At 72.2% G+C, this 24,503-nt stretch carries 22 protein-coding genes; 14 read left to right on the plus strand and 8 right to left on the minus strand.

Annotated elements, in window-relative coordinates; genetic code table 11:
* Positions 1 to 6: 6 nt before the first annotated feature.
* Genes ABD785_RS35020 through ABD785_RS35065 form a run of 10 tightly spaced genes read left to right on the plus strand, consistent with a single transcriptional unit; the run spans position 7 to position 9,998 of the window.
* Entirely contained in the window at positions 7 to 792 is a 786-nt protein-coding gene (locus ABD785_RS35020) for an MlaE family ABC transporter permease (RefSeq protein WP_344837215.1), read from the plus strand.
* Entirely contained in the window at positions 792 to 1,646 is an 855-nt protein-coding gene (locus ABD785_RS35025) for an ABC transporter permease (protein ID WP_344837218.1), read from the plus strand. Before ABD785_RS35020 ends, ABD785_RS35025 begins: the two co-directional genes overlap by 1 nt.
* Positions 1,643 to 2,644 carry an MlaD family protein gene (locus ABD785_RS35030; RefSeq protein WP_344837221.1) on the plus strand — a complete coding sequence of 334 codons (1,002 nt, stop codon included), beginning with the start codon at positions 1,643 to 1,645 and terminating at the stop codon, positions 2,642 to 2,644. The genes ABD785_RS35025 and ABD785_RS35030 overlap by 4 nt, the downstream gene beginning before the upstream one ends.
* Positions 2,644 to 3,714, plus strand: coding sequence for an MCE family protein (locus tag ABD785_RS35035; protein ID WP_344837224.1), 1,071 nt, complete (start codon positions 2,644 to 2,646; stop codon positions 3,712 to 3,714). Before ABD785_RS35030 ends, ABD785_RS35035 begins: the two co-directional genes overlap by 1 nt.
* Positions 3,711 to 4,733: an MCE family protein gene (locus ABD785_RS35040; RefSeq protein WP_344837226.1), complete on the plus strand. Its 1,023-nt coding sequence runs from the start codon at positions 3,711 to 3,713 to the stop codon at positions 4,731 to 4,733. The genes ABD785_RS35035 and ABD785_RS35040 overlap by 4 nt, the downstream gene beginning before the upstream one ends.
* On the plus strand, positions 4,730 to 5,770 hold the full coding sequence (locus ABD785_RS35045; protein ID WP_344837229.1) for an MCE family protein: 1,041 nt from the start codon (positions 4,730 to 4,732) through the stop codon (positions 5,768 to 5,770). Before ABD785_RS35040 ends, ABD785_RS35045 begins: the two co-directional genes overlap by 4 nt.
* On the plus strand, positions 5,767 to 6,771 hold the full coding sequence (locus ABD785_RS35050) for an MlaD family protein (RefSeq protein WP_344837232.1): 1,005 nt from the start codon (positions 5,767 to 5,769) through the stop codon (positions 6,769 to 6,771). Before ABD785_RS35045 ends, ABD785_RS35050 begins: the two co-directional genes overlap by 4 nt.
* Complete coding sequence (locus ABD785_RS35055) at positions 6,768 to 8,039, plus strand: MCE family protein (RefSeq protein WP_344837234.1); 1,272 nt, start codon at positions 6,768 to 6,770, stop codon at positions 8,037 to 8,039. Before ABD785_RS35050 ends, ABD785_RS35055 begins: the two co-directional genes overlap by 4 nt.
* A 17-nt stretch (positions 8,040 to 8,056) precedes the next feature.
* A complete protein-coding gene (locus ABD785_RS35060) occupies positions 8,057 to 8,764 on the plus strand; it encodes a hypothetical protein (RefSeq protein ID WP_344837236.1) in 708 nt (235 codons plus the stop codon).
* Between the two features lie 34 nt (positions 8,765 to 8,798).
* On the plus strand, positions 8,799 to 9,998 hold the full coding sequence (locus ABD785_RS35065) for a PucR family transcriptional regulator (RefSeq protein WP_344837238.1): 1,200 nt from the start codon (positions 8,799 to 8,801) through the stop codon (positions 9,996 to 9,998).
* On the opposite strand, the gene ABD785_RS35070 is transcribed toward ABD785_RS35065, so the two are convergent.
* Positions 9,999 to 10,673, minus strand: a complete 675-nt coding sequence (locus tag ABD785_RS35070; protein WP_344837241.1) for a TetR/AcrR family transcriptional regulator — start codon at positions 10,671 to 10,673, stop codon at positions 9,999 to 10,001.
* Positions 10,674 to 10,860: 187 nt separating this feature from the next.
* On the opposite strand from ABD785_RS35070, the gene ABD785_RS35075 reads away from it, so the two are divergent.
* Both ABD785_RS35075 and ABD785_RS35080 read left to right on the plus strand, forming a co-directional pair.
* Positions 10,861 to 12,099 carry an oxygenase MpaB family protein gene (locus ABD785_RS35075; RefSeq protein ID WP_344837244.1) on the plus strand — a complete coding sequence of 413 codons (1,239 nt, stop codon included), beginning with the start codon at positions 10,861 to 10,863 and terminating at the stop codon, positions 12,097 to 12,099.
* Between the two features lie 101 nt (positions 12,100 to 12,200).
* Positions 12,201 to 13,070: a hypothetical protein gene (locus tag ABD785_RS35080; protein WP_344837246.1), complete on the plus strand. Its 870-nt coding sequence runs from the start codon at positions 12,201 to 12,203 to the stop codon at positions 13,068 to 13,070.
* Here ABD785_RS35080 and ABD785_RS35085 read toward each other — a convergent pair.
* From ABD785_RS35085 to ABD785_RS35105, 5 genes are all read right to left on the minus strand, one after another.
* Positions 13,040 to 13,582, minus strand: a complete 543-nt coding sequence (locus ABD785_RS35085; protein ID WP_344837249.1) for an AAA family ATPase — start codon at positions 13,580 to 13,582, stop codon at positions 13,040 to 13,042. The two genes, ABD785_RS35080 and ABD785_RS35085, sit on opposite strands and share 31 nt — an antisense overlap.
* Positions 13,583 to 13,639: 57 nt before the next feature.
* Positions 13,640 to 15,691, minus strand: coding sequence for an MMPL family transporter (locus tag ABD785_RS35090; RefSeq protein ID WP_344837251.1), 2,052 nt, complete (start codon positions 15,689 to 15,691; stop codon positions 13,640 to 13,642).
* Positions 15,692 to 15,803: 112 nt separating this feature from the next.
* Positions 15,804 to 16,472, minus strand: coding sequence for a response regulator (locus ABD785_RS35095; protein WP_344837253.1), 669 nt, complete (start codon positions 16,470 to 16,472; stop codon positions 15,804 to 15,806).
* Positions 16,473 to 16,481: 9 nt separating this feature from the next.
* Positions 16,482 to 17,594: a sensor histidine kinase gene (locus tag ABD785_RS35100; RefSeq protein ID WP_344837256.1), complete on the minus strand. Its 1,113-nt coding sequence runs from the start codon at positions 17,592 to 17,594 to the stop codon at positions 16,482 to 16,484.
* A 119-nt stretch (positions 17,595 to 17,713) separates the two neighbouring features.
* On the minus strand, positions 17,714 to 20,932 hold the full coding sequence (locus ABD785_RS35105; protein ID WP_344837259.1) for an ATP-binding protein: 3,219 nt from the start codon (positions 20,930 to 20,932) through the stop codon (positions 17,714 to 17,716).
* Positions 20,933 to 21,066: 134 nt separating this feature from the next.
* On the opposite strand from ABD785_RS35105, the gene ABD785_RS35110 reads away from it, so the two are divergent.
* Positions 21,067 to 22,446, plus strand: coding sequence for an FAD-binding oxidoreductase (locus ABD785_RS35110; RefSeq protein WP_344837263.1), 1,380 nt, complete (start codon positions 21,067 to 21,069; stop codon positions 22,444 to 22,446).
* A gap of 7 nt (positions 22,447 to 22,453) precedes the next feature.
* On the opposite strand, the gene ABD785_RS35115 is transcribed toward ABD785_RS35110, so the two are convergent.
* Both ABD785_RS35115 and ABD785_RS35120 read right to left on the minus strand, forming a co-directional pair.
* Positions 22,454 to 22,876: a hypothetical protein gene (locus ABD785_RS35115; protein ID WP_344837266.1), complete on the minus strand. Its 423-nt coding sequence runs from the start codon at positions 22,874 to 22,876 to the stop codon at positions 22,454 to 22,456.
* 73 nt (positions 22,877 to 22,949) lie between these two features.
* Positions 22,950 to 23,564, minus strand: coding sequence for an AAA family ATPase (locus ABD785_RS35120; protein ID WP_344837269.1), 615 nt, complete (start codon positions 23,562 to 23,564; stop codon positions 22,950 to 22,952).
* An 85-nt stretch (positions 23,565 to 23,649) separates the two neighbouring features.
* On the opposite strand from ABD785_RS35120, the gene ABD785_RS35125 reads away from it, so the two are divergent.
* Positions 23,650 to 24,477 carry an exodeoxyribonuclease III gene (locus ABD785_RS35125; RefSeq protein WP_344837273.1) on the plus strand — a complete coding sequence of 276 codons (828 nt, stop codon included), beginning with the start codon at positions 23,650 to 23,652 and terminating at the stop codon, positions 24,475 to 24,477.
* Positions 24,478 to 24,503 lie beyond the last annotated feature (26 nt).

Here is a 24,503-nt window from a genome sequence, read left to right on the forward strand (position 1 = left end):
GCAACGATGACGACCGTCCAGATTCCGGTCCGGCTGCGCGGTGCGCTGGTCGAGGTCGGCACCCTTTTTGTGATCATGCTCGAGGGGCTGCGGTTCAGCTGGAACGTCCGCAGATGGTTCTGGGAGTTCGTCGAGCAGTGCTGGTTCCTCGCCCGGGTGACGAGCGTCCCGGTCATCCTGGTGGCGCTGCCGCTCGGCGCGACGGTCGCCCTCCAGGTGGGCCAGCTCGCGGAGCAGCTCGGAGCCCAGTCCGCGACGGGCGGAGCGGTGATCGTCGGGCTCGTCCGGCAGGTCGCGCCGATCGCCGCCGCGCTGATCATCGCGGGGGCCGGAGGATCGGCCATGGCCGCCGACGTGGGCGCCCGGCGGATCCGGGACGAGCTCGCGGCCATGGAGGTCATGGGCGTCAATCCCGTCCACCGGCTCGTGACGCCCCGGCTGTGGGCGGCGAGCCTGGTGTCGACCCTGCTCGCCTCACTGGTGATCATCGCGGGAGCGCTCGGCGGTTTCGTCTTCAACGTCCTGCTCCAGGAGGTGACTCCCGGCGCCTACTTCGACGGCGCGGTGTCGCTCCTGCGCATGTCCGACATGATCGTCACCCTGTTCAAGGCCTGGCTGTTCGGCCTCGTCTCGGCCGGCGTCGCCTGCCACATGGGCATGAACTGCGCGACCAGCCCCGTAGGCGTCGGACGGGCGGTCAACCAGGCGATCGTCGTGGCCTTCCTGCTGGTCTTCGTCCTCAACTACGTGATCACGACCGTCTACTTCCTCGCCTACCCCCCGGTGATCTGATGCTCGCACCCCCCAAAGCCCGCGACCTCGGCCGCGGCGCGGCGTCGGCGGCCGTGAAATACGCCGCCTTCGCCGCCTGGCCGCTCTTCGTGGTGAAGGTCCTCTACCACTCGCTGTTCGACGTGGTCTTCCGGCTCAAGTACGGCAGGACCGTGATCCGGCACGTCAGCGACATCGTCGTCGGCGTCGGCGCCACCGTCGTCGGCGGCGGCATGATCTTCGTGACGTTCACCATGGCGTTCTTCGTCGGCACCGAGGTCGGCCTCCAGGGCTACACGGGCCTGGAGACGATCGGCGCGCAGTCGTTCATGGGCCTGGTCGGCAGCTTCGCCAACGTCCGCGAGATCACTCCGGTCATCGCGGCGACGGCGCTCGCGGCCCAGTGCGGATCGGCGTTCACCGCCGAGCTCGGCGCCATGCGCATCTCCGAGGAGATCGACGCCCTGGAGGTCATGGGCATCAACTCCCTCGTCTACCTGGCCTGCACCCGGGTGGTCGCGGCGCTCATCGCCCTGATCCCGCTCTACCTGATCGCGCTGTTCGCCAGCTTCTTCGCCACCCGGTGGGTGAGCACCAGCTTCTTCGATCTGGCGCCCGGCGCCTACGACTACTACTTCCACCTCTACCTGCCCACGATCGACCTCGTGTACAGCACGATCAAGGTCGGCGTCTTCTCGACAGCGGTGATCATCATTCACTCCTACTACGGCTACTACGCCACGGGCGGTCCCGTCGGGGTCGGAGCGGCCGCCGGCAAGGCCATCCGATTGTCGATCATCGTCGTGGTGACCCTGAACCTGCTGCTGTCCTACCTGTTCTGGGGTCAGGGCAACACCGTGAGGCTGAGCGGATGACCGTCTCCTTCCGTCGCGGCCTCGCGGTCACGACCGCCACCCTCCTGGTGCTGGCGGCGGCCCTCTACCTGCTGCTCGCCGATCCGTTCAGCACCGCCGGAGTCCAGGTGCGGGCGGAGTTCGGCCGCGCGGGCCAGGGCCTCAAAACCGGTTCCCCGGTGAAGATCCGGGGCGTCCGGGTCGGCACGGTCGTCAAGGTGCGGCTCGGCACCGACGGCCGTGCCCATCTGGTCCTCGGCTTCGACGAGGGCTTCCGGGTCCCCGCCACGGCCGAGGCCGCCATCGAGCCCGCCTCGGTGTTCGGCCCCAAGTACGTCAACCTCGTCCCCGGCGCGGGAGAGGGCGGCGGCCCCTATCTGGCCGACGGCGCCCTGATCACCCGGACCAAGGACCCGTCCGACCTGGCCGACCTGCTCGCGGACGCCGCCGGAGCGGTCGAGGCGATCGACCCCGGCGAGGTCGCGACCCTGGTTCACACGATCGCCGACGGGCTCTCCGGACAGGGCCCGGCCCTCCAGCGGATCCTCGCGAGCACCGAGACCCTGACCGGGGTCGCCCACGTCCACCGCGACGACGCCCGCACCTTCCTGCACGACGGAGCCGACCTGTCCACGACGCTCGCCGCCTCCGGTCCCGACCTGGTGGCCATCGTCCAGGACGGCAACCACCTGATCGCCACCGCGGCCGTCGCGCCCAAGGGCAGCCTCGGCTCCTTCGCCGACGGCCTCGCGGACGTGTCGGCGATCGTCGCCCACGGCCTGGACAAGCGCGGCGGGCAGCTCGGCGAGTCCTTCCGCAGCAGTGAACGGCTCGTCGCCCTGTTCTACGGACAGCTCGGCCGGCTGGGCGGCGCGATCCGGACCGCCAACGGCCTGCTGCCGGTCTACAACGACCTGGCGCGGATCCCCGCCGCGGACGGCAAGCATTTCCTGGGCGTGCAGGCCTACCTGCCGTCCAACCCGTGCGACCTGATCCTCGGCCTGTGCGGGAGGCGCTGATGCGCGCCACGTCGAGGACCCGGCTCCGGCGGTCCACCCTCATCAAGCTGACCGTCTTCGTCACCGTCACCACGGTGCTCACGACCTTCATCTCCCTGCAGATCCAGCGGTTCAGCTTCGCCGGGGGCTACGCCGTCAGCGCGACGTTCGACGACGTCAGCGGCCTGCGCCCCGGCGACCAGGTGAAGATCGCCGGAGCACCCGTCGGCAGGGTCGACGGCATCAAGGTCGTGGCGGGCAGGGGAAGGGTCGACTTCACCGTCAACGACGGGATCAAGGTCCCCACCGACAGCCAGGCCGTGATCCGCTGGCGGGACTCGCTCGGCCGGCGCGTGGTCTACCTGGTCCCGGGCTCGGCCACCACCATGATCAAATCCGGGACGCGGCTGCCGACCACGCGCTCGGCCGTGAACACCGACGACCTCATCGAGGCGCTGGCCCCGCTGACCCGCTCCCTGAACGTCGACCAGGTCAACAAGCTGCTCGTCTCGCTCGCCCAGGCGCTCGAGGGCAACACCGGCGAGGTCACCGGCCTCATCAAGAACGTGGACGTCCTGCTGACCACGGTGGCCAGCCGCCGCAAGAACATCGGCCTGCTCCTGGAGGACTACGCGACCGTCACCCAGATGGTCGCCTCCCGGGACCGGCAGATCGGCAAGGCCATCGACGATCTCGTCTCGCTCGGCGACGCGTTCTCGGCCAACCGCTCGCTCATCGACGCCACCCTCGTGGAACTCGCCCGGCTGGCCCGCACCAGCGACGCGGTGCTGGGCAAGAACGCCGCCGAACTCGGCTCCGTCCTCGACCGGCTCTCGGTGATCACCGGCGGGGTCCGGCGGAACGTCCCGACGCTCTCGAAGATCCTCACCGACGCGGGGCCGAAGCTGGAGCACATCTTCGCGACGGTCGACGACGGCAGGTTCATCAACGTGGCCGTCCCCTGCATCACGCTGGTCGCCCCGCCCTGCCCCTATCCGGTCAAGCTGCCGGGCCCGACGGTGCACGGCGCCGGGCGAATCGCCTCTCCTCCCTCGTACCAGCAGCTGATCCTCGGAGGTGAGGGACCGTGAAGTCCTTCCGCGACCGCAATCCCATCACCGTCGGGCTGGTCTCCGCGGTGGCTCTCCTGGTGATCGTCGGCGGCGTCTACCTCGTCGGGACGGCGGGCCTGCTCAAGGACCGCTACACCGTCAGCGGCGTCTTCGAGGGCACCGGCAACCTCCGCTCGGGCGACGAGGTGCGGGTCGCGGGCGTCCGCGTCGGCGAGGTGACCTCGGTGGCCCCCGACTTCGCCGAGGGCCACGTCATCATCACCTGGAAGGTCGACAGCTCGGTCGACCTCGGCGCCTCCACCCGAGCCGAGATCAGGACGGCGAACGTCCTCGGCGGGCGCTACCTGCGGCTGACGGGGCCCGTGACCGAGCCGTACCTGCGCGGGATGCCCGAGAAGAAGCGGCGCATCCCGCAGGAGCGCACCAGGACCCCCGCCACGGTCAACAGCGTCGTCCAGGACTCGACCAAGGCGGTCGGCAAGCTGGACACGGCCGCGCTGAACGACCTCGTCGGCAAGCTCACCGGGGTCACCGAGGGGACACGGACCCGGCTGCGGCGCTCGCTCGCCAACCTCGGCGACCTGGCCAAGACGGTCGGGGACAACAGCGAGAACATCGACAAGCTGCTCGCGGGGGGCGACAAGCTGACGGCCGTCGCCCACGCCAGGGACGGTCAGCTGTCCCGGTTGCTCACCAACGTCGAGGCGATGCTGTCGCTGCTGCGCAAGCGCCGCGACGAACTGTCCGTCTTCCTCGGCGGCAGCAGCTCCACCGTGCGCGGGCTGACCAAGCTCATCGACGAGCACCAGGCCGACCTCACCGGCGTCATCGCCGACCTGCGCGGCACCCTGGCCACGCTGCGGCCGCAGCTCGGCGACCTCGGGACGGTCCTCGCCTGGGCCGGTCCCACCCTCACCGGCCTGGCCGGCATCGGCGGCTACGGACCGTGGGTGGAGGTGGTGGCGACCGGGCTCGGCCCGATCAGCCCCGCCGACCTCGCGGCCCTGGCCGGCCCCGCCAAGAAGGGACGGTCATGAGAAGACCGATCACCACCGGTGCCGCGGTGCTGGCCGTCGGCCTGCTCGGCGGCTGCGCGATCGTCCCCGGGACGGGCGGCGGCTCCTACCGGATGAGCGCCTACTTCGCGAAGGCGCCCTCCCTCTACCCGGAGTCCAAGGTCAAGGTCATGGGCGCCGACGTCGGGACGGTCACCCGCATCGTCGTCGACGGAGCCCGCGTCCGCGTCGACTTCACGGTCGACCGCGACGTCCCCGTGCCCGAGGGAGCCTGGGCGTCCATCGAGGCCGCCGAGACCCTCGGCGACCGCAGCGTCGTGCTGACCCCCACCTGGAAGAAGGGAATGCCCAAGGCGCCCCCCGGGACGGTCATCCCGCAGGAGCGCACCAACCTGCCCGTCGAGATCGACGACGCGCTGAAGGCGTTCTCCAAGCTCCAGTCGGCGATCGATCCCGGCAAGTTCGGCGGCCTCCTCCACACGGGAGCCGAGGCCCTCGACGGCAACGGCCAGAAGATCAACGACGCGATCGGCCTCACCGGCGATCTCGTCAACGACCTGGCCGGCCAGGACCAGAAGCTGGTCAGGATCGCCGGCGGGCTGAACGACCTGGCCGCCGACCTGAACGACAGCGACCTCGGCGCGATGATCGAGGCCTTCGCCTCGGCCGGTGACGGCCTCGCCCAGGAGCGCGAGCAACTGCGCCTGTTCCTCGACGGCCTGGCCGCCACCATCCGCAAGAGCGGGGTGCTGATCACCGCCTACCAGGAGACGCTCCCGCCCGCCGTCGCGGACCTGTCGAACATCGTGATGACGCTCAAGGCCGGCAGCGGCTCGATCAACCAGGTCATCTCGGCGATCGCCCAGTTCGCCGACGTCCTGGTGAAGGCGTGGGACCGCAAGAACCACGTCGCCGTCATCCGGGTCCAGCTCTCCGCGACCGTCCGGGTGTGGCTGCAACCGATCTTCGACGCCATGGGCTGGGGCACGGTGCCCTGCCCGAAGGACGACACCCAGCTGGCCGACTGCCCCGAGCCCAAGAAGAAGGCGACGTCATGACCGCGCTGAAAACGGCGATCACGCTTCTGGTCGCGGTCCTCGCCGCGGGCGGCGTGACCGGCTGCTCGGTCCGGACGGCCGGCGGCACCCACGGGCCCGTCGTGGTCTCGGCGGTCTTCGACGACGTCCAGAGCCTCGTCGTCGGGCACAGCGTCCAGCTCTCCGACGTCCGTGTCGGCACGGTCACCCGCATCGGCCTCGACGGCTACCGGGCCCGGGTCACGATGTCCCTGCGGGAGCGGCTGCCCGTCGGGACCTCGGCGACCATCGCGAAGACCTCGCTGCTCGGTGAGAACTACGTCCAGCTCACCCTCCCGGCGGGCAAGGTCCTGGCCGACGGCCCCTACCTGGCCGACCGGGCCCTGATCACCCAGACCGCGGTCGCGCCCGACCTGGAGGGCATCACCCAGAACGTCGCGCCGCTGCTGGCCGCGCTGAGCGGCCAGGACCTGTCGACGATCGTCGACACCTCCGTCATCGCGGTCGGCGGTCAGGGCAAACGGCTGAACCGGCTGATCGAACAGATCTCCGAGGTGAGCGACAGCTACGCGGCCGCCAGCGCCGACCTCGGCCGGGCGCTGGACGCCCTGGCGCGGCTCGGCCGGACCCTGCGCGCGGGCAGCGCGGGCATCGGAGCCCTGCCGGAGAACGTCCTGCTCGCCACCCAGCGGCTCCAGGCCGACAGGACCGAGCTGAAGAAGGGAATCCAGCAGTTGCTGCGGCTCAGCAAGTCCTTCAACGACAAGATCCGCTACCGGCACGGTGCCCGGCTGAAGAACCTCGTGGCACGCGCGGACGCCATGCTCGCCTCCGCGGTGCGCGGCCGTGACCAGCTCAAGACGCTGGCCCTGACGGTCCTCAAGTTCCTGAACGCGCCCTCGGTCTCCGCCGGCGGCCAGGGGCTGATGATGGTCTGGCTCAAGGGCTTCCTGCCCTCGGGCGAGACCGGTCCCGCCCGCGACAAGAGGCTGGACCTGCCCGGGCTGGCGGGTCCCCGATGACCCCCCGGATCCTGCTCAACGTCGTCTTCTTCGCGATCCTCGGCGGCGTGCTGAGCGTGTGGGCGGCGACCTCGCTGCTGAACATCGACGCGATCGACCGGCCGTTCACCGTCACGGCCGAGTTCACCTCCTCGCCCGGGCTCTATCCCGACCTCCAGGTCACCTACCTGGGCGTGCCGGTCGGCCGGGTCGCCTCGGTCGACCTGCTGCCCGGCAAGGTCGCCGTCAAGATGAAGCTCGACCACGACGCGAAGGTCCCCGCGCCCGCCGGAGCGCAGGTGCTGCGCAAATCGGCGATCGGCGAGCCCTACATCGAGCTGACCGCGCCGGCGGAGCCCGCCACCGGGACGCTCAAGGCGGGGGACACCGTGCCGCTGGCCCGCACCAGCGGCACCGTGGACTACCAGGATCTGTTCGACCGGCTGGGCAAGACGCTGAACTCGGTGAACCCCGAGGACACGCGGGTGGTCGTCCACGAGCTCGCCACCGGGGTGCAGGGTCACGGCGACACCCTCCGCGACCTGATCGGCGACGCGGACCGGCTCACCGGGACCCTCGCGGCCAACGCCGGACTGCTGGACCACCTGTCCACCGAGCTCACCGACCTCACCGGGACGCTCGCCCGGCACCGGGAGCGGCTCTCCTCGTCCGTCGCCGACGTCGCCGACGTCACCGCCGAGATCAGGAAGGCGGACGGAAGCCTCCTCACCGTGCTCCAGCAGGGTCCCGGCTTCCTCGGCCGGGTCGAGACGCTCGTGCAGACCGCGCGTCCGGGTCTCGGCTGCCTCCTGACCGCCGGGGCCGCCCCGGGCCCGCCCGTCTTCACCCCGAAGACCGAGGCCACCGTGCGGCACATCATCAACCTGCTGCCGACCTTCCAGGCGCTGCTCAAGGACACCGCGGTCGTCACCCCCAAGGGCACCTACCTGCGGTCGACGGCCCTGGTCTCCATCGCGGGCCCCCAGGCCGCCGCCGACTACACCCTGCCGGTCGCGAAGCCGGTGCCCCCGGCCACGCCCCGGTGCCCGGCGACCCCCGGGACCGACGCCCGGGGGAAGAAGCCCACCGGAGACAAGGACGCCCCGGCCCGGACGACCGAGGCCCCGGGCCCGGGCGGCGCGACGCCCGTCCCGGTCCAGAACGCCTCGGGCGAGAGCGAGAAGGGCGTGGCCGGGACGGTCCTGCCGCTGCTTCCGATCCTCCTGGCGGCCGGGGTCCTCATCACCGTCGCGGGCCGTGCCCTCCGCTCTTACCTGTCCGGCCGTTGAGATCCCAGGAGTCATCCATGAGCACCGAATCCACCACCCTGACCACCGACGACCCCGAGACGGAGGCGGAGGCCAAGACCGAGCAGCCCGAGACCGAGCAGCCCGAGATCGAGCAGCCCGAGGCCGAGCAGCCCGGGAAGGAGACCCCGCAGGAGCGGGGACGCAAGGTCACGATCGCCATTCCGATGCCGGGGAAGGCCTCGCTGGGGCGGATCCTCTTGGTCCTCGCCCTGGTCGCCGCGGTCGCCGCGGCCACCTGGCAGTGGCGGAACGCCGAGCGGCTGGAGGATGAACAGCGGACCAGTGACCGGATCGTCTCGGTCGCGGGACGGTTCGGGCAGGCCCTGCTGAGCTATGACCACGGCGATCTCGGCCGGGCCCGCGACAGGGTCCTCGCCCTGGCCACGCCCGACTTCGGCAAGACCTACGAGGTCGCGTTCACCGGGACCCTCCAGAGCACCATCACCCGGCTCCAGGCGGACGCGACGGCGACCGTCCGGGTCGTCTACGTCCGCGGGGGAGAGAACGGCTCGGCGCAGGCGGTCGTCGTCATGGACTCCCAGGTGAAGAGCTCGGCGGGCACCCGCGACGTCACGGGCTCCTATCTGCAGATGGACCTCGTCGAGCAGAAGGGGCAGTGGAAGGTCAGCGCCGTCAACTCGATCGGCGCGATCAACGAGAGCCTGACCGCGACGCCGTCGGCGAAACCGTCGCCCACCCCGTGATCCACCGACCGAACCGCCGAAAAGGGCCGTCCCTGTGAAACCGCAGACCCTCCTCGCCCGCCCCGTTCCGCCCGCGTTCCCGGCCGGGAACGCCGCGATGCTCCGCGCCCTGGTTCCCGGCCTGGCCGCCGACGCCGCCCGGGCCATCGTGGAGGAGGTCCCCGCCTACGGACCCCCGGGCGCCTCCTGCCCGCCGGGCACGCTGGAGCGGCTCACGCTGCGGTTCGTCGGCCGCTTCGTCGAGAGGCTGATCGATCCGGGGCCGCCCTTGGACGATCTCATCGAGCTCTGCCACCGGGTCGGCGCGGCCGAGGCGAGGGCGGGACGCACGACCGACTCCTGGAACACCGCGGTCAGGGCCGCCGCGGGAGCGGCGCTGAGACGCATCGAGCACGCGTCGGGTGTGCCGGGCGGCGGGGTGGCTGCCCTGTCGGGGGTCGCGACGGCCCAGGCCTTCCTGGACTTCGTCGACGTCGTCACCACGGCCGTCAGCGAGGGGCATGCCAGGGAGTCGGCGCACGGGGAGGACGCGGGCCCGGTGGAGGCGCTGGTCCGGCTTCTGCTGGCCGATCCGCGGCCGGAGGAGCACCGGGTGAGGGACGCGATGCGCGAGGCGAGATGGAGCGAGCCCGCCGAGGTCGCGGCCGTGGCGCTGACCCCTCAGGACAGGCGTCCGCTCCTGCCGCCGGACATTCTGGGCACCTTCGCGACCAGCAGGCCGTTCCTCATCGTCCCCGACCCCGACGGCCCGGGCAGGAAACGGACCCTGACGGCGGCTCTCGGCGGCCGGATCGGCGCGGTCGGCCCCACCGTGCCGCTCCGCCAGGTCGCGGAGTCGCTGCGCTGGGCCCGTGACGCCCTCCAGCTCGCGCGCAAGGGCGTCATCCCCCGGTCCCCGGACGCCCTGGTCGTCGCGGCCCGGCACGTCCCGATCATCCTGATGTCCCGCGATCCGCTGGTCGTGCGGATGAGCGAGCGGTGCCTCGCGCCGCTCCAGCGCTTCCCGGAGGAGAAGCGCCTGCGCCTGGCCGAGACCTTCCTGGCCCTGATCGAGTGCGGCTTCAACTCGAGCCGGGCCTCGGCCCACATCACCGTGCACCCGCAGACCATCCGCTACCGGCTGCGCACCCTGGAGAACCTGTTCGGCGACGACCTCTACGATCCGGATCTCCGGCTGGAGTTCCATCTCCACCTGAAGTACTGGCTGGCGGCGCCGGGCGGCCCCCGGGCCTGATCAGGGTGCTCCGGGATCCAGCATGGGGACGAGGAAGCGGCGGGCCAGCGCGGCCAGCTGCTCGTCGTCGTCGAGGTCGACCAGCTCGCTGGGGATGGCGAAGAACGAGGCGGAGATCCGCACCATCATCTCGGCGACGATGTCGGTGTCCAGGTCGCGTGAGACGGTGCCGGCCCGCTGCTCGCGGTGGAGCTGGCCGGAGACGAACTGGCGGACGACCGCGAGGGTCCGGCCGCCGTCGTTGATCATGGAGAGCACGGCCAGGTCGGGCTCGGTGTCGATGAGGCCGCCGATGAGCGGGTTGCCGCGGATCGCGCGCAGTGAGCTCACAAAGCCCAGGACCACCCGGTCCGCGACGCTCTCGGCCCGCTCGATGTCGAGGAGGAACCGGTCGAAGTAGCGCCGGAACTCGCGGCGCACGACCTGTTCCACCAACGCGTCCTTGGTGGCGAACCGCCGGTAGACGGTGATCCGGGAGACGCCCGCCCGCCGGGCCACGTCCTCCATGGTGGAACGCTGGATCCCCATCCGGCAGAACTGCTCGTAGGCCGCTTCGAGGATGTGGGCACGGCTGTGGTCGGCGTCGTCGACCTTCTCGACGGCGTCGGCGTAGGCCTGCTCGAGCAGTGACTCGGGGCCCTGCGTCGTCGCGGGCAAGGGCGGTCCGGGTTCCATGGGCTCCTCCTGTGACGACCGAGCGCCGTCGCGATCTCAGCCTCGATCACCAAGTGGGTTATCAGGATAGGTCTTGTGACGGCAGACACGGTGTGCTGTCATTGGCTCGTCGAAGCTGATACGCGGAAGCAGCATCTGTTTCAAAGTATCAGTCTGGGCGCTTCTGGCGCTGAAGAGGAGCAAAACAATGGACAGACCCAGCAGGCGCAACGTGCTGAGAGCAGGCGGCGTGATCGGTGCGGTCGGCGCGCTCAGCGCCACCTCGCCCACGTCGGCGAGTGCGCTGTGGACCTGGTCGCCGACGGGATCGGTGGTCGGGAAGGGTGCGGGAGTCGATCCCCGGTACGTGTGGGACCCCGAAGCGGACGCCGTGGTCGCCTCCGTGATCGACCGGGGCGAGGTGACCAAGGTCAACAAGCTTCTGAAGACCTGGACCAAGAACGGCCAGGCCCTGCCCAAGGACCTGCCCGCGGACCTGAGGGCCTTCATGGAGGAGGCCCGCAAGCTGCCTTCCTGGACCGACCAGGGCAAGCTCGCGACCGCCGTCGACTTCAACGAGAAGCGCGGCCTCTACCTGGGCGTCACCTACGGCTTCGCCAGCGGGATGATGAGCACCGTCATCCCCCACGAGGCCCGGGCGGTCTACTACTCGAAGGGTGGTGCGGACATGAAGGACCGCATCACCAAGACCGCCAAGCTCGGCTACGACATCGGCACGTCGAACGCCTACAAGCCCGACGGCGAGATGATCGTCACCTGCGTCAAGACCCGCCTCGCGCACGCCGGCGTCCGGCACCTGCTGCCGAGCTCGCGTGCCTGGACGAAGGTGGCCGACGAGGAGATCCCGATCAGCCAGCGGGACATGATGGTCACCTGGCACAGCCTGCCGACGACGGTCATGCAGAACCTCGTCAAATGGAAGGTTCCGATCCCGGCCGCGGAGTCCGAGGGCTTCCTGCACTCCTGGCAGGTCTGCGCCCACATGCTCGGCATCAAGGACGAGTACATCCCGAGCTCGTGGGCCGAGGCCAACTCCCAGGCCGAGCAGGTCCTCACGCCGGTGCTCAAGGCCACCCCCGAGGGCATCAAGCTGGCCGACCTGCTGGTCAACCTGGGTTCGATCCTCGACGGCGGGCTGCTCACGAGGCCGATCCTCAGCTCCCTGACCCGCTATGTCCTCGGCGACGAGATCGCCGACTCGCTGAAGCTCAAGAAGGACCCGCTCTGGGACGGCGTCTTCGACCAGGCCTGGGAACCGTTCATCCAGGTCCGTGAGGGCCTGCTCTCCCTGGAGAAGGCACCCGGAGCGCTCCAGAAGGCCTACTGGGCCTTCGACGAGCTCCTGCGCCTCGGCGCCCTCCTGTTCCTCTCCGAGGGCGACCTGCCCATCAGCATCCAGATCCCGGACATGAACCGCCCCTACTGATCGGCCCGATTGCAACGCCCGGACGAAGAACGGGCCCGGCCTCGAACCCCGTCGAGGCCGGGCCCTCCGGCGCGAGAGCACGACCAGCTTGAGGAGAAGAGATGGACCAAGGCCTCGCCTTCACCGCGGCCCTCCTCGGGAGCATCGTCTACTTCTCCGGCTTCGCCGTGTTCAAGGTGGCGGCCCGCCGCATGCCCCCGCTGCGCGGCACCCAGCCGCTGCGTTTCATCGGCCAGGTCCTCTCCAGCCCGATCTGGCTCGCCGGTGCCGCCGTCATGGGCGTCGGCATGGTCCTGCAGTTCAACGCCCTGGTCCATCTGCCCCTGACCCGCGCGGTGCCCGCCTTCCTTCTCGCCCTGCCCGCGCTGCCCGTCATCGCCTGCGGCGTGTTCGGTGAACCCGTGTCGAGGGTCGAGGGGGTGTCGATGGCCGTCATGGGCGTCGGTGCGCTGCTCATCGCGGGAGCCGGGGCCGAGGCCGTTCCGGACGAGCTGGGGCCCCTGGCCCTCGCGCTGATCGTGGTGCCCTCCCAGGTCCTGCCGATCGTCCTGTTCTCCGCGGGGGACTGGCACGAGGAGGGCCAGCACGCCCGCCGCCTGTCGGGCATCGCCTACGGCCTGAGCGCCGGAGTCCTGATCGGCCTGGCCGAGTTCACCCTCGGAGTCATCGCCCGGCACGAGATCGTCCCCGCGACGCTGGCCACCCCCTACCCCTACGTCTTCGTGCTGGCCGCCAGCACCGGCATCGCCCAGCTCCAGATCGCGCTCCAGCGCTGCCGGATGGTCATCATCCTGTTCATCGCCACGGTCACCGCGAAGAGCTACCTGGTCGCCGTCACCGGAGTCCTCGCGCTGACCGATTCCCCCGTGCGGCCGCTCACCCCCTGGCTGCTCACCGCCGGCGTCTTCCTGTTCTTCTTCGCCCTGCTGACCGTCCCCCGCTACGAATCGCACCGGACCGGACGCCACTGACCCCCCAGGTCGGCGCAGATGCGGTCGACGGTCTCGGTGAGGGACCAGGACTGGGGGACGCGGAACTCGCCCTCGAGGCCGAGGACGTCCTCCGGCAAATACCAGCCCGCCATCTCCTCGGCGGTGAACTCCGCGGCCTGGGGACGGGTGGCGTGCCGGGCCAGGGTGCCGGCGAGGTCGACGTCGAGGTAGTAGACGAGGGAGCGGCCCGGGCAGGACTCGACCATCCCGCGGAGCGCCTCGCGGTAGCGGGACGCCGCGAGGATCCCCTCGACGATCACGACCGGCATCCGGGCCAGGCAGAACGCCGCGGTGTGGGCGATCAGCTCGGGGGCGAGCCCACCCCGCTCGTCCCGCTCGCCGAGGATCCCGCGCCGGAGGTGGTCCTGATCGACGATGGCCGCGGCGCCGGGCCCCAGCCTGCGCCGCAGCGCGCCCGCCACCGCCGACTTCCCCGATCCGGAGTTGCCGCGCACCACCACCAGCGTCGAACCCGCCCCCGATTGCCGCACACCGGAATCCTGCCAGCCGGGTACGACAGAATTCCGGCGCGACGCGGTGACACGCTGTTATCGGGACGCCTCGACCGGATCCTTCACCGGCGGGGCCTCCGAGAGCGACACCCGGCCGTACAGGACGGCCAGCGGGCGCGGCAGCCACCAGTTGCGGCGTCCCAGCAGCGTCATCGTCGCCGGGACGAGCAGCATCCGCACCAGCGTGGCGTCCAGCAGGATCACCAGGACCAGGCCGAGGCCGACCGCCTTGATGGGGGCGAATCCGCCGAAGACGAAGCCCGCGAACACCACGCCGATCACCAGGGCGGCCGCCGTGACGATCCCGCCGGCCCGCTGGAGGCCCTCGGCCACCGAGGCGTCCGGGTCGCCATCGGCCAGCCACCGCTCACGAATCCGCGACAGCAGGAACACCTCGTAGTCCATGGACAGCCCGAACGCGATCGCCCCGACCAGCACGGGCACGGTCAGATGCACGTAGCCGAGTCCGTCGGCGCCGACCAGCCCGGCCAGGTGCCCGTGCTGGAACACCCACACCACGCAGCCGAGGGCCGCGCCCAGGCTCAGCAGGTTCGTGAGCACGGCCTTCACGGGCAGGACGACCGAGCCGGTGAAGGCGAACAGCAGGACCAGCGTTCCGCCCAGGACCAGGGCCATCGCCCACGGGAGCCGGTCGGCGAGCATCGTGCGGTAGTCGGCGAGCCGGGCGGTGCCGCCGGTCACGCCCACCGGGAAAGGGGCGTCCAGGGCGCGGATCGACCGCACCAGATCGCCGCTCGCGGGGTCCTGGGGCGGGATCCCGGACTCGGTGTGGATCACGGTGAGATCGGGCGTGAGGGACTCCGTCCTGGTCGAGATGACGCCGGGCAGGGCGGCGATGGCGGTCCTCAGCCGCTCCAGCGCGGGGTCGCCGGCGGAGGCGTCGGCGACGACCTCGAGCGGGTCGGGGCCGGTCCGGCCGGGGAAGGACCGGTCGAGGGCGTCCCACATCTGGCGGGTCTGGGTGGACTCCGGGAGCATCCGGGGATCGCCCTCCGACATCCGCAGGCCGAACGCGGGCGCGGCGAGGACCGCGAGCACGGCGGCGGTCCCGATGAGCGTGACCAGCGGACGCCGCTGGACGCCCCGCGCGACCCGCCCGAACAACCCGTCGCCCGCCGGCTCCCCGGCGGCGGAGATGCGCCGTCCGACCAGGGCGAGGACGGCGGGCAGAAGCGTCAGCGCGGCGAGCATGTCGACCAGGACCACCGCGGCGGAGGCCAGGCCCATCGAGCGCAGGAAGGTATCGGGGAAGACGACCAGGCCGGTGAGCGCCACGGCGACGGTCAGGCCGGAGAACAGGACGGTGCGGCCGGCCGTCGCGCTCATCGCGGCGATCGCCTCCTGCACATCGGGGCGGGTGCGGCGTTCCTCACGGAACCGGTTGACCATCAGCAGGCCGTAGTCGACGGCGAGGCCGACGGCGAGCATCGTGGTGATCTGGACGGCGTAGACCGACACCTCCTGGAACCGGCTGAAGGCGAACAGCACGCCGAACGTCCCGGCCGATCCCGCGACCGCGACCAGCAGGGGGAGCCCGGCGGCGATGAGCCCGCCGAACACGATGACCAGCAGGATCAGCACGACGGGCATGCTCAGCATCTCGGCCCTGGCCACGTCCTTCTGGGCCTGGGCGTCGAACTCCTCGTCCTGCAGCGGGCCGCCGGACACCTTCGCCCCGGCCGAGCCGAGCAGCTCGGCGGCGGGCTCGGCGGCGTCCTCGCCCGCGTCGCCGTCGGCGAGGGCCACCTCGACCAGGACGGCGGGGCCGAGCGCCGAGGGCAGCGGCTCCGACACCCCGGCCACGCCCGGCACCGCCTTCACCCGGTCGAGCAGCCCGGCGGGCACCGCTCCCGGCAGCACCGCGGTGAGCGTGTCGGGCGTGGACACGGTCTCGTCCAGCCGCTGCTCGAGCCGGGCGGACTCGCTGCCGTGGACGGTCCCGGTATCGGGCACGAGGTCACCGAACACCCCCGTACCGATGCCGAAGCCCGCGCCGAGCAGCGCGACCCACAGCAGGATGACGGCGACCGGCCGGCGAGCGGAGAATCCGGAGATCGTTCGGATCATGACAGCCTCCCATCGGGTTCAACTGCCCCGATGGTCGTTCCGCCGGCCTGCCGGACGCCTCGCCGCCGGGAACGGGATCGGGCACCGTCCCTGAGAGCGAGCGGCGTCGCTCTCAGGAGGGGGGAGCCTCGCCCGGCTGCACGAGCCCGCTCTCGTAGGCCAGCACGACGGCCTGCACCCGGTCGCGCAGCCCGAGCTTGGACAGGACGCTGCTGACGTGCGTCTTCACGGTGTGCTCGGTGACGTACAGCTCGCGGGCGATCTCGGCGTTCGACAGCCCGCGGGCGACCTGGCGGAGCGTGTCGGTCTCCCGTCCGGTCAGGGCCGACAGCTTCGGGGGAGCGGCACGGGGCGCCCGGTTCCTGGTGACGACGTCGGCGATCAGGCGCCGGGTGACCGTGGGGGCCAGCAGGGACTCGCCCGCCGCGATGACCCGGACGGCGTCCACCAGCTCGTCGCGCCGCATGTCCTTCAGCAGGAAGCCGCTGGCCCCGGCGCGCAGCGCGTCGTAGACGTACTCGTCCAGGTCGAAGGTGGTCAGCACCAGGACGCGCGCCTCGGTCTCGCGGCAGATCACGGCGGTGGCCTCGATCCCGTCGAGGCGCGGCATCCGCACGTCCATGAGGACCACGTCGGGCCGCAGTTCGCGGACGGCCTCGATGGCGGCGGCGCCGTCGGAGACACCGCCGACGACCGTCAGGTCGGGCTGGTCGTCGAGGATCATCGCGAAGCCGTCACGGACCACGGCGTGGTCGTCGGCGATCAGCACCCGGATGGACATGCCTCGGTTCTACGGCAAACGCGCGGCGATCCGGAAGCCCCGGCCGTCCGAAACAGGGCCGAAGGTCAGATCACCGCCCGCCGCCGCGACGCGCTCCCGCATTCCGGCCAGGCCACGGCCCGCGCGGCCGTCGCCGGAGGGGCCTTCCCCATCGTCGCTGATCTCCAGGCACAGGCCCTCGGCGCGCCAGTCGAGCCGCACCTCGACCCGGTCGGCGGCGGCGTGCCGCAGCGTGTTGGTCAGCGCCTCCTGGACGATCCGGTAGACGGTCGTGGCCGTGTCGTCGGCCAGCGCCCGGCGTTCGCCGTCCTCGTGCAGCGATGCGTCGATCCCGGTCCGCCCGACGCTCTCGATGAGGGAGGGCAGGCCGTCGAGGCCGGGCTGCGGGCGGCGTTCGGCCTCCTCCGACCGCAGCACGCTGAGCGCCCGGCGGAGCTGGGCGAGGGCCTCGCGGGCCGAGGCGGAGATCTCGTCGAACACGGCCTCGGCCCGTCCGGGCTCCTTACGCAGGCGCACCGGCCCGGCCTCGGCCTGGACGACGACCAGGCTCATCGCGTGGGCGATGATGTCGTGCATCTCGCGGGCGATCCGCTCCCGCTCCCGGACGGCCGCCGCGTCCGCCTCCTCACGGTGGCGCAGCGCCCGCTCCTCCAGCAGCGTGATCCGGTCCGACCGGGCCCTGGCGCTCGTGCCGAGGGCGTAGGCGGCGACGAAGAAGAGGGCGTTCGGCCCCAGGTTGAGCAGCTCCTCGTGCGGGATGATCGAGAGGGTGAGGCCCACCACCGTCCCGGCCACCCCGACGGCGCGGCGGTGCGGCGGCGACAGGGCGGCGAAGGTGTAGGTGGCCACGAGCTGCGCCGCGGGGACCTTCCCGATGACGTCGAGAAGGCTGAGCACCGTGGTGCCGACGCCGATGACGAACGTCACGGCCAGCGGGTGGCGCCGCCGCCACAGCAGCGGGACCACGTTGCCCAGCGCGAGCGGCACCACCCACCACGCGAAGCATTCATCGATGACCGCGGTGATGACGATGCTGAGGAAACAGCCCACGGCGAGCATCGCGTCCACGGCGATGGGCGGCGGCCCGCCGCCCCGTCGTCTCCGCTCGATCCATCCGCTCATGCGCGCTCCCGTCCGCCGCGAGATCGCCTCCCAGTATCGGCGGGGGATCCTCTCCGCGGCCTCACTCTCACGACGGAGGCACCGCTCCCTCCGCTGTGCGAGTCTTCCGCCGGGCGAGCTCACTCCCGTTCGGCGGCGGCGCGGAAGCGGTCGAGCCCCGGCAAGCGGGGGATCCGGTCGGCGGCGGCCAGATGACCGTCCGCGACCCCCGGACGCCCGAGCGACCGCGCCAGCGACGCCAGCACCAGATGGTAGGAGCCGAGGCAGCTCATCGCCGTTCCCATCACCACGTACTGGCCGGACAGCGGCAGCAGCGCGGCGTAGACGGCGGCCGGATCGGGGGCGCCGAGCACCGCGGAGACGGCGCCGAGCTCGGCCAGGTGGTAGTCCCACAGCCAGTCCCGCCGCCGGGGGATCTCCTCCAGCCCCCACCGCTCCAGCAGGGCGCGTGCGTGGGTGTGCTCGTCGAGCTCGGTCAGGACCCGCACCGCGGTCGGCCGCAGGGCGACGTGCTCGGGGGAGGAGGCGAGCGCCACGAGCTCGTCGGCGAGACCGGCCAGGTCGGTGGTCCTGCCGCGAGCCAGGGCGAAGGCGACCCGCTGGATGAGGCCCGCGAACTGCGCGCCCCACAGGCTGGTGCGGCGGTGGCGGGTACAGGCCTCGGCCGACAGCTCGGCCGCGATCTCCCAGTCGCCCTGGAGCCCCGCCTGGACGGCCCGCTGGTAGACGGTCTGGATCTCCAGTTCGGGGATGCCGAGGGTCGGGGCCAGATCGACGCAGTGGCGCAGGTCGTCGCGGAAGGCGTCCATGCGCTGGTGGCGAAGGTGCAGGGAGAGCCGGTGCATCCGGTTGATGGCCTCGGTGGCCAGGGGCAGGCCGCGCCCGGTGAGGGCCAGGGACTCGTCCAGGGCGGCGAGGCGGCGTTCGTCGCCGTCGGGGGTCCAGGCGGCGATCGCGTAGTTGTTGAGGATCTTGCTGAGCAGGACCGGGTCGCCCAGCGGGCGGGCCAGCTCCAGGGCCTCGAGGGCGTGCCGTTCGCCCTCGGCTCGATCGGGTCCGTAGTACAGCTCGGTGGCCAGGGTGCCGAGGAGCTCGGCGCGCCGCCGCGGCTCGCCGGTCCGGCTCAGCAGGTCGCGGAGCAGGGCCACCGTGGCGGGATCGACGACGCCGTAGTACCGCCAGTTCCACAGGGTGGCGCCGCCGAGGATGGCGGCGGCGCGGGTCGCGCGGCCGGTGTCGCCCTCGGCCAGCGCCAGGGCGAGCGCCTGCTCACGGGAGGCGTTCGCGCCGGTCAGATCGCCGCTGAGACGGCGCTCCTCCGTCAGGGCGATGAGCGTCTCGAACCTGCGGTCGTCTCCGGCGGGCAGGGTGGCCAGGGCGCGCTCCCGGTGCCGGGCCGCCTGGTCGGGCGCCAGCCGGCGGCGGGCGGTGTCGGCGGCGGCCGTGCAGGCCAGGAACGCGGGTTCCGAGACCGTGCCGCGGGCGGCATGGAAGCGGTGGCGGGCCAGTTCGTCGGGGTGCCGGTCGCCGTACACGGCGGCGACGCCGTCGGCCAGCAGCCCGTGCAGCTCCGCCCGGTGCAGCGGGCTCAGCGCGGAGGCCAGGGCGTCACGGGTGATGTCGTGGGTGAACCGCCAGCTCCAGTCGTCCGGGTCGTAGTGCAGCAGCCCGGCCTGGAGGGCCGGTTCCAGGACGGGCGTCACCTCGGCCCCGACGGCGTGCGCCAGGACCCGGGGATCGAGTTCGGTCCCGGCCAGGGCGGCCAGCCGCAGCGCCCGCCGGGTCTGCACGGGCAGCCGCCCGAACCGCCGCTCGACGACGTCCCTGACGGTCGCGGGCACCGGCCCGTCGGCCCCGCCGGACAGCAGCAGGACCAGTTCGGTCAGGTAGAAGGGGTTCCCGCCGGTCCTGCCGCGCAGCGAACCTGCGTCGAACCCGTCGCCGACCAGCCGTTCGGCCATGAACTCCTTGACTTCGGCGAGGGAGAAGGGCAGGAGCGGCATCCGCCGGACGGCCCGTTCCCTGCCGAGCGCGGTGAGGGTGTCCTCGAGCGCCGCGGGGTCGAGGGCGTCGCTGGTGCGGCTGGTCGCCACGACCGCGCACCGGGCGGTCGGGAGCCGCCCGGCCAGCAGGCGCAGCGCCTGGAGCGATCCGGCGTCGGCCCAGTGCAGATCCTCGAGCACCAGCAGGAGCGGCTGGTCGCGGGCGGCGTCGGTCAGGGCGGAGGTCACCGACTCCAGGAGCCGGAACCGGGCGAGCGCGGGGTCGGCGGGCACGTCGGGACCGGCGGGCAGGCTCTGGCCGAGATCGCGCAGGACCTGTTCCCACAGCCACAGTGCGGGGGCGCCGAGGTCCTCGACCGTCCGGGCCCAGACGGTGCGGACCCCGGCCGCCCTGGCCGCCATGACCGCGCTCTCCGCGACGGTCGTCTTGCCGATGCCCGCCTCGCCCTCCAGCAGGACCATCCGGCCCGAGCCCCGCACGGCCGAGCCGACCGCGTCGTGGATGGCCGCCAGCTCCCGCTCCCTGCCGATGATCGGGGCGAGCGCGGGGGAGGCGGCGGGGGTGTCGAGCGCGGGGTCGCGCCGCAGCACGGCCAGGTGGAGATCCTGGAGTTCCTGACCCGGTTCGAGACCGAGTTCCTCGTCCAGGGTCCGGCGGCACTCGGCATACGCCGCCAGCGCGTCGGCCTGGCGGCCGTCGAGGTAGCCCGCCCGGATCAGCAGCGCCCAGAAGCGTTCGCGCAGCGGATCCCGGCGCACGAGGGCCTCCGCCTCGGTGACGGCCTCGGCCGTCCGGCGGCAGTCCAGCAGCGCGCGGACCCGTCCTTCGAGGGCGCGCAGCCGCAGATCCGCGAGCGCGTCGGCGCGGACGGCCAGTTCGGGGCCGAGCTCCACCCCGGTGAACGGGTCGCCGCGCCACAGCGCGAGGGCCTCCTCCAGGACGGTCAGCGCCACATCGGGCGCGCCCTGGTCCAGGGCCTGCTCTCCCTCGGCGACCCGGCGGGCGAACAGCTCGGTGTCCAGCTCGCCGGGTTCGGCGCGCAGAAGATAGCCGGGAGCGCGGGTCAGCACGCAGCCGTCCTCGGTCCTGCCGACCCGGTCGGGGTCCAGGAGCCGCCGTAGATGCGACACGTGCGCCACGACCACCCCGGTCGCCGACGGCGGCGGTTCCCCGTTCCAGATCGCCTCCACGATGCGGTCGAGGGACACGACCCGGCCGGCGTCGGCGAGCAGCAGGGTCAGCAGGGTGAGGCGGGCGCCGCCGAGCCGGACCGGTGCGCCGCGGGTGTCGGCGGCCTCCACCGGGCCGAGCACCCGGAAACGCACGTTCGTCATGTTCTGACCGTAGTGCCCTCACTTGCCGTCCAATGAAAGATCACTTGCGGTGGAGGGGCAACCGGACGGCAAGGCCCGCCTGCGAGAACTGTTCCGGCGCCCACCGAGGGCGCCGGAGACGGGAGCGAACCACCATGACCAGCATCATCACGCCGGAAGCCGTCGGCGCCCTGCGCGGCGCGCTGCGGGGCGCCGTCCTGGCACCGGGACAGGAGGGGTACGAGCGCGAGACCGCCGCCTTCAACCTGGCGGTCCCGCAGCGCCCCGCGCTGGTCGCCGTCGCCGAGGACGCCGCGGACATCGCCGCCGCGGTCCGGTTCGCCGCCCGGCACGACCTGCCCGTGGCCGTCCAGGCGACCGGGCACGGCGCCGTGACCCGGGTCGAGGGCGCCCTTCTCATCGGCACCCGCCGGATGGACGGCGTGAGCGTCGACCCCGCGACCGCCACCGCACGGATCGAGGCCGGTGCGCTGCTGTCCCAGGTCATCGAGGCCGCGGCGCCGCACGGCCTGGCCCCGCTGACCGGCTCGGCTCCCGGCGTCGGTGCCGTCGGGTACGTCCTGGGCGGCGGGCTCAGCCCGATCGGCCGCACCCACGGCTACGCCGCCGACCATGTACGGGCCCTCGAGGTCGTGACGGCCGACGGAAGCCTCCGGTACGTCGACGCCGTGACCGAGCCCGACCTGTTCTGGGCGCTGCGCGGAGGCAAGGGCAACTTCGGCGTCGTCACCGCGCTGACGGTCGGCCTGTTCCCGATCGTCTCCCTGTACGGCGGGGCCCTGTACTTCGACGGCTCGCTGACCGGCCCGCTCCTGCGCGCCTACCGGGACTGGAGCTCCGGGCTGCCCGAGACCGTCACGACCTCGATCGCCCTGCTGCGGCTGCCGCCGCTCCCGCAGGTCCCCGAGCCGCTGCGGGGCCGGTTCTCCGTGGCCGTCCGCGTCGCCTGCCTCGGCGACCGCGACGAGGCGGAGAAGCTTCTCGCCCCGATCCGGGCGATCGGCGAGCCGGTCCTGGACGGTGTCGGGGAACTGCCCTTCGCCGCCATCGGCATGATCCACGCCGATCCGGTCGACCCGATGCCCGCGTGGGAGCGCAGCCTGCTGTTCCAGGACCTGCCCGACGCCGTCCTGGACGCCCTGGCCGAGAGCGCGGGGCCGGACGCCGAGGCACCGCCGTTCGTCGTGGAGATCCGCCAGCTCGGCGGCGCGCTGGCGCGTCAGGCGGCACCGGCCAACGCCGTCGGCGGACGGTCCGCGGCCTACTCCCTGCTGGTCGTCGGCCCGCCGGAGCCGGAGGAGCTGACCTCGCTGGTCTCGCCCATCGGCCGGAGGGTCCTCGACGCGGTGGCCCCCTGGTCGACCGGCGGCTCCCTGCCCAACTTCCAGGGCGCGGCCACGTCACCGAAGGAGGTCGCCCTCGCGTGGCCCGCGGATGTGCACGCTCGGCTGGTCGCGCTCAAGCACCGCTACGACCCCGCGGGCCTGTTCCGCTTCGGCCACAGCCTCGTCTGACGTTCCGTCAGGAGGGCAGGGCGCGACGGGCCGGGGCGCCGATCGGGGGAGAGTCGGGGATGGGGCGGTCGTCGTTCTGGACGATGATCGTGCGGATCTGGCAGACCGCCAGGAGGTCGGGGACGATCCCGCGCCGCCGGACGGTCGCCTCGTCCAGCGCGACGGTGCCGCCCATCTCGAGCGTCGCGCCCACCTCCGGAACGCCGGCGTAGACCAGATGGGTGACCGGCAGCGGCGCCGCCATCCCCGGCACCCACTTGGTGCTCTGGCTCACCAGGGCGACGACGCGGCAGCGCGGGCACCTGTAGATCCAGCCGACGCCGCCGTGGCGGGAGCTCATTCTCACCTGGTCGAGTTCCAGGAGGGACTTCCCGCAGGGGCCGCACAGCACCCGCGCTCCGATCACGTGCTGATCCCGTACCGAAGTCATGGACCGATCATCCCCTGTGTCCGGGGATGATCGTGCGGGGAAAACGACGGAAAACACCCCGATGTGGCGTTGATCACTGATGAGGGAGCCTTGCTCGCGGTTGGGAGTTCTGGAAGCGGATCGTCCTGATCTTGTCGGCGTCGGCGCGGTTCAGGACGGTCACGGTCGTCGCGGGGCGCATCGATCCCGTGCGCGCCCGGACGATCAGCTTCGCCCAGCGCCTGACATGCCAGGCGAAGGCCCTCGAGGTCAGGATCCTGCCGCGGGCGTGCTGGCCGTCCAGGGCGGTCTGCGGCGGGACGTCCAGGAGGATCAGGTGCAGGCCCGTGCCGAGCCTGCGCGCCAGCCAGGCGAACCCGTAGAGCAGATGCGGCCAGGTGCCCCGGGTATGGGCCACGACCGCCTCGCCGCGCGTCAGTGATCTGCCGATGCGCCAGACGTGGGTGGAGTAGACGAACGGGATCCGCGCCCGCCGGGGGAGCGCGCCCAGGTACTGCGCCCACCAGTTCCGGGACTGCTTGGAGTCGATCACCAGGGCGCCGCCCGCCGCGACCGGCGCCGTCTCCTCGTCGTCGAGCCCGTAGAGGCGCCGCAGCAGCGTGCTCTTGCCGGCACCCGGCAGGCCCGCGAGCAGCACGAGGGAACCGGCCGGATAGATCAGTTCCCGATCAGGTTCCGCGGAGGTCATATGTGTCCGACGATCCGGCCGGATGATCCGTTCCCGTCCGTCTCGTCCTGCTCGGGCCGTCCGCGGAAGATGGCAGGGTGGAGGCATGCGCCTGGCGACCTGGAACGTCAACTCGGTGAAGGCCCGCCTTCCCCGCCTGCTCGGCTGGCTGGAGGAGACCGCCCCCGACGTCGTCTGCCTGCAGGAGACGAAATGCGCGGCGGCGGCCTTTCCCGCGGCGGAGGTGGCGGAGCTCGGATACGAGAGCGCCGTCCACGGCGACGGGCGGTGGAACGGCGTCGCCATCCTGTCCCGGGTGGGCCTGACCGAGATCAGCCGCGGTTTCCCGGGCGAGCCCGGCTACGCGGGCGAGCCCGCGGAGGACACCCCGCCCGGCACGGCCCCCGAGGCGCCGACCGAGGCCCGCGCGATCGGCGCCACCTGCGGCGATCTGCGCGTCTGGTCCCTCTACGCCCCGAACGGCCGCACCCTCGACGCGGTCCACTACACCTACAAGCTCGCCTGGTTCGCGTCCCTGCGCGAGGCCTTCGCCGCCGAGATCGCCGCGGGCGCGGCCCTGGCGGCCTGCGGCGACTACAACGTGGCGCCCGCCGACGCCGACGTCTGGGACCCGTCCCTCTTCATCGGTTCCACCCATGTCTCACCGCCCGAGCGCGAGGCCCTGGCCGCGCTGCGCTCCCTCGGCCTCCACGACATCGTCCCGACCCCGATGAAGGGCCCCTTCCCCTTCACCTACTGGGACTACCGGGCCGGAATGTTCCACCAGAACAAGGGGATGCGCATCGACCTCGTGTACGCGGTGGAGGCGGTCGCCTCGCGGGTCGTGGCGGCCTACGTCGACCGCGAGGCCCGCAAGGGGAAGGGCCCCTCCGACCACGCGCCGGTCGTCGTCGACCTCGGGGAACCGGGCTGAGACCGGCTCCATTGACATGAATATGT

Origin of the sequence: Actinocorallia longicatena (assembly GCF_039534125.1) — a bacterium.
Classification (GTDB): Bacteria; Actinomycetota; Actinomycetes; order Streptosporangiales; family Streptosporangiaceae; genus Actinocorallia; species Actinocorallia longicatena.

What these genes read in the sequence shown, in the direction of transcription:
- ABD785_RS35110 (WP_344837263.1), top strand. Translation starts at nt 21,067, where the DNA reads ATGACCAGCATCATCACGCCGGAAGCCGTCGGCGCCCTGCGCGGCGCG.
- ABD785_RS35120 (WP_344837269.1), bottom strand. Translation starts at nt 23,564, where the DNA reads ATGACCTCCGCGGAACCTGATCGGGAACTGATCTATCCGGCCGGTTCC.
- ABD785_RS35080 (WP_344837246.1), top strand. Translation starts at nt 12,201, where the DNA reads ATGGACCAAGGCCTCGCCTTCACCGCGGCCCTCCTCGGGAGCATCGTC.
- ABD785_RS35050 (WP_344837232.1), top strand. Translation starts at nt 5,767, where the DNA reads ATGACCGCGCTGAAAACGGCGATCACGCTTCTGGTCGCGGTCCTCGCC.
- ABD785_RS35045 (WP_344837229.1), top strand. Translation starts at nt 4,730, where the DNA reads ATGAGAAGACCGATCACCACCGGTGCCGCGGTGCTGGCCGTCGGCCTG.
- ABD785_RS35125 (WP_344837273.1), top strand. Translation starts at nt 23,650, where the DNA reads ATGCGCCTGGCGACCTGGAACGTCAACTCGGTGAAGGCCCGCCTTCCC.
- ABD785_RS35070 (WP_344837241.1), bottom strand. Translation starts at nt 10,673, where the DNA reads ATGGAACCCGGACCGCCCTTGCCCGCGACGACGCAGGGCCCCGAGTCA.
- ABD785_RS35095 (WP_344837253.1), bottom strand. Translation starts at nt 16,472, where the DNA reads ATGTCCATCCGGGTGCTGATCGCCGACGACCACGCCGTGGTCCGTGAC.
- ABD785_RS35105 (WP_344837259.1), bottom strand. Translation starts at nt 20,932, where the DNA reads ATGACGAACGTGCGTTTCCGGGTGCTCGGCCCGGTGGAGGCCGCCGAC.
- ABD785_RS35035 (WP_344837224.1), top strand. Translation starts at nt 2,644, where the DNA reads ATGCGCGCCACGTCGAGGACCCGGCTCCGGCGGTCCACCCTCATCAAG.
- ABD785_RS35075 (WP_344837244.1), top strand. Translation starts at nt 10,861, where the DNA reads ATGGACAGACCCAGCAGGCGCAACGTGCTGAGAGCAGGCGGCGTGATC.
- ABD785_RS35100 (WP_344837256.1), bottom strand. Translation starts at nt 17,594, where the DNA reads ATGAGCGGATGGATCGAGCGGAGACGACGGGGCGGCGGGCCGCCGCCC.
- ABD785_RS35020 (WP_344837215.1), top strand. Translation starts at nt 7, where the DNA reads ATGACGACCGTCCAGATTCCGGTCCGGCTGCGCGGTGCGCTGGTCGAG.
- ABD785_RS35030 (WP_344837221.1), top strand. Translation starts at nt 1,643, where the DNA reads ATGACCGTCTCCTTCCGTCGCGGCCTCGCGGTCACGACCGCCACCCTC.
- ABD785_RS35090 (WP_344837251.1), bottom strand. Translation starts at nt 15,691, where the DNA reads ATGATCCGAACGATCTCCGGATTCTCCGCTCGCCGGCCGGTCGCCGTC.
- ABD785_RS35115 (WP_344837266.1), bottom strand. Translation starts at nt 22,876, where the DNA reads ATGACTTCGGTACGGGATCAGCACGTGATCGGAGCGCGGGTGCTGTGC.
- ABD785_RS35055 (WP_344837234.1), top strand. Translation starts at nt 6,768, where the DNA reads ATGACCCCCCGGATCCTGCTCAACGTCGTCTTCTTCGCGATCCTCGGC.
- ABD785_RS35060 (WP_344837236.1), top strand. Translation starts at nt 8,057, where the DNA reads ATGAGCACCGAATCCACCACCCTGACCACCGACGACCCCGAGACGGAG.
- ABD785_RS35025 (WP_344837218.1), top strand. Translation starts at nt 792, where the DNA reads ATGCTCGCACCCCCCAAAGCCCGCGACCTCGGCCGCGGCGCGGCGTCG.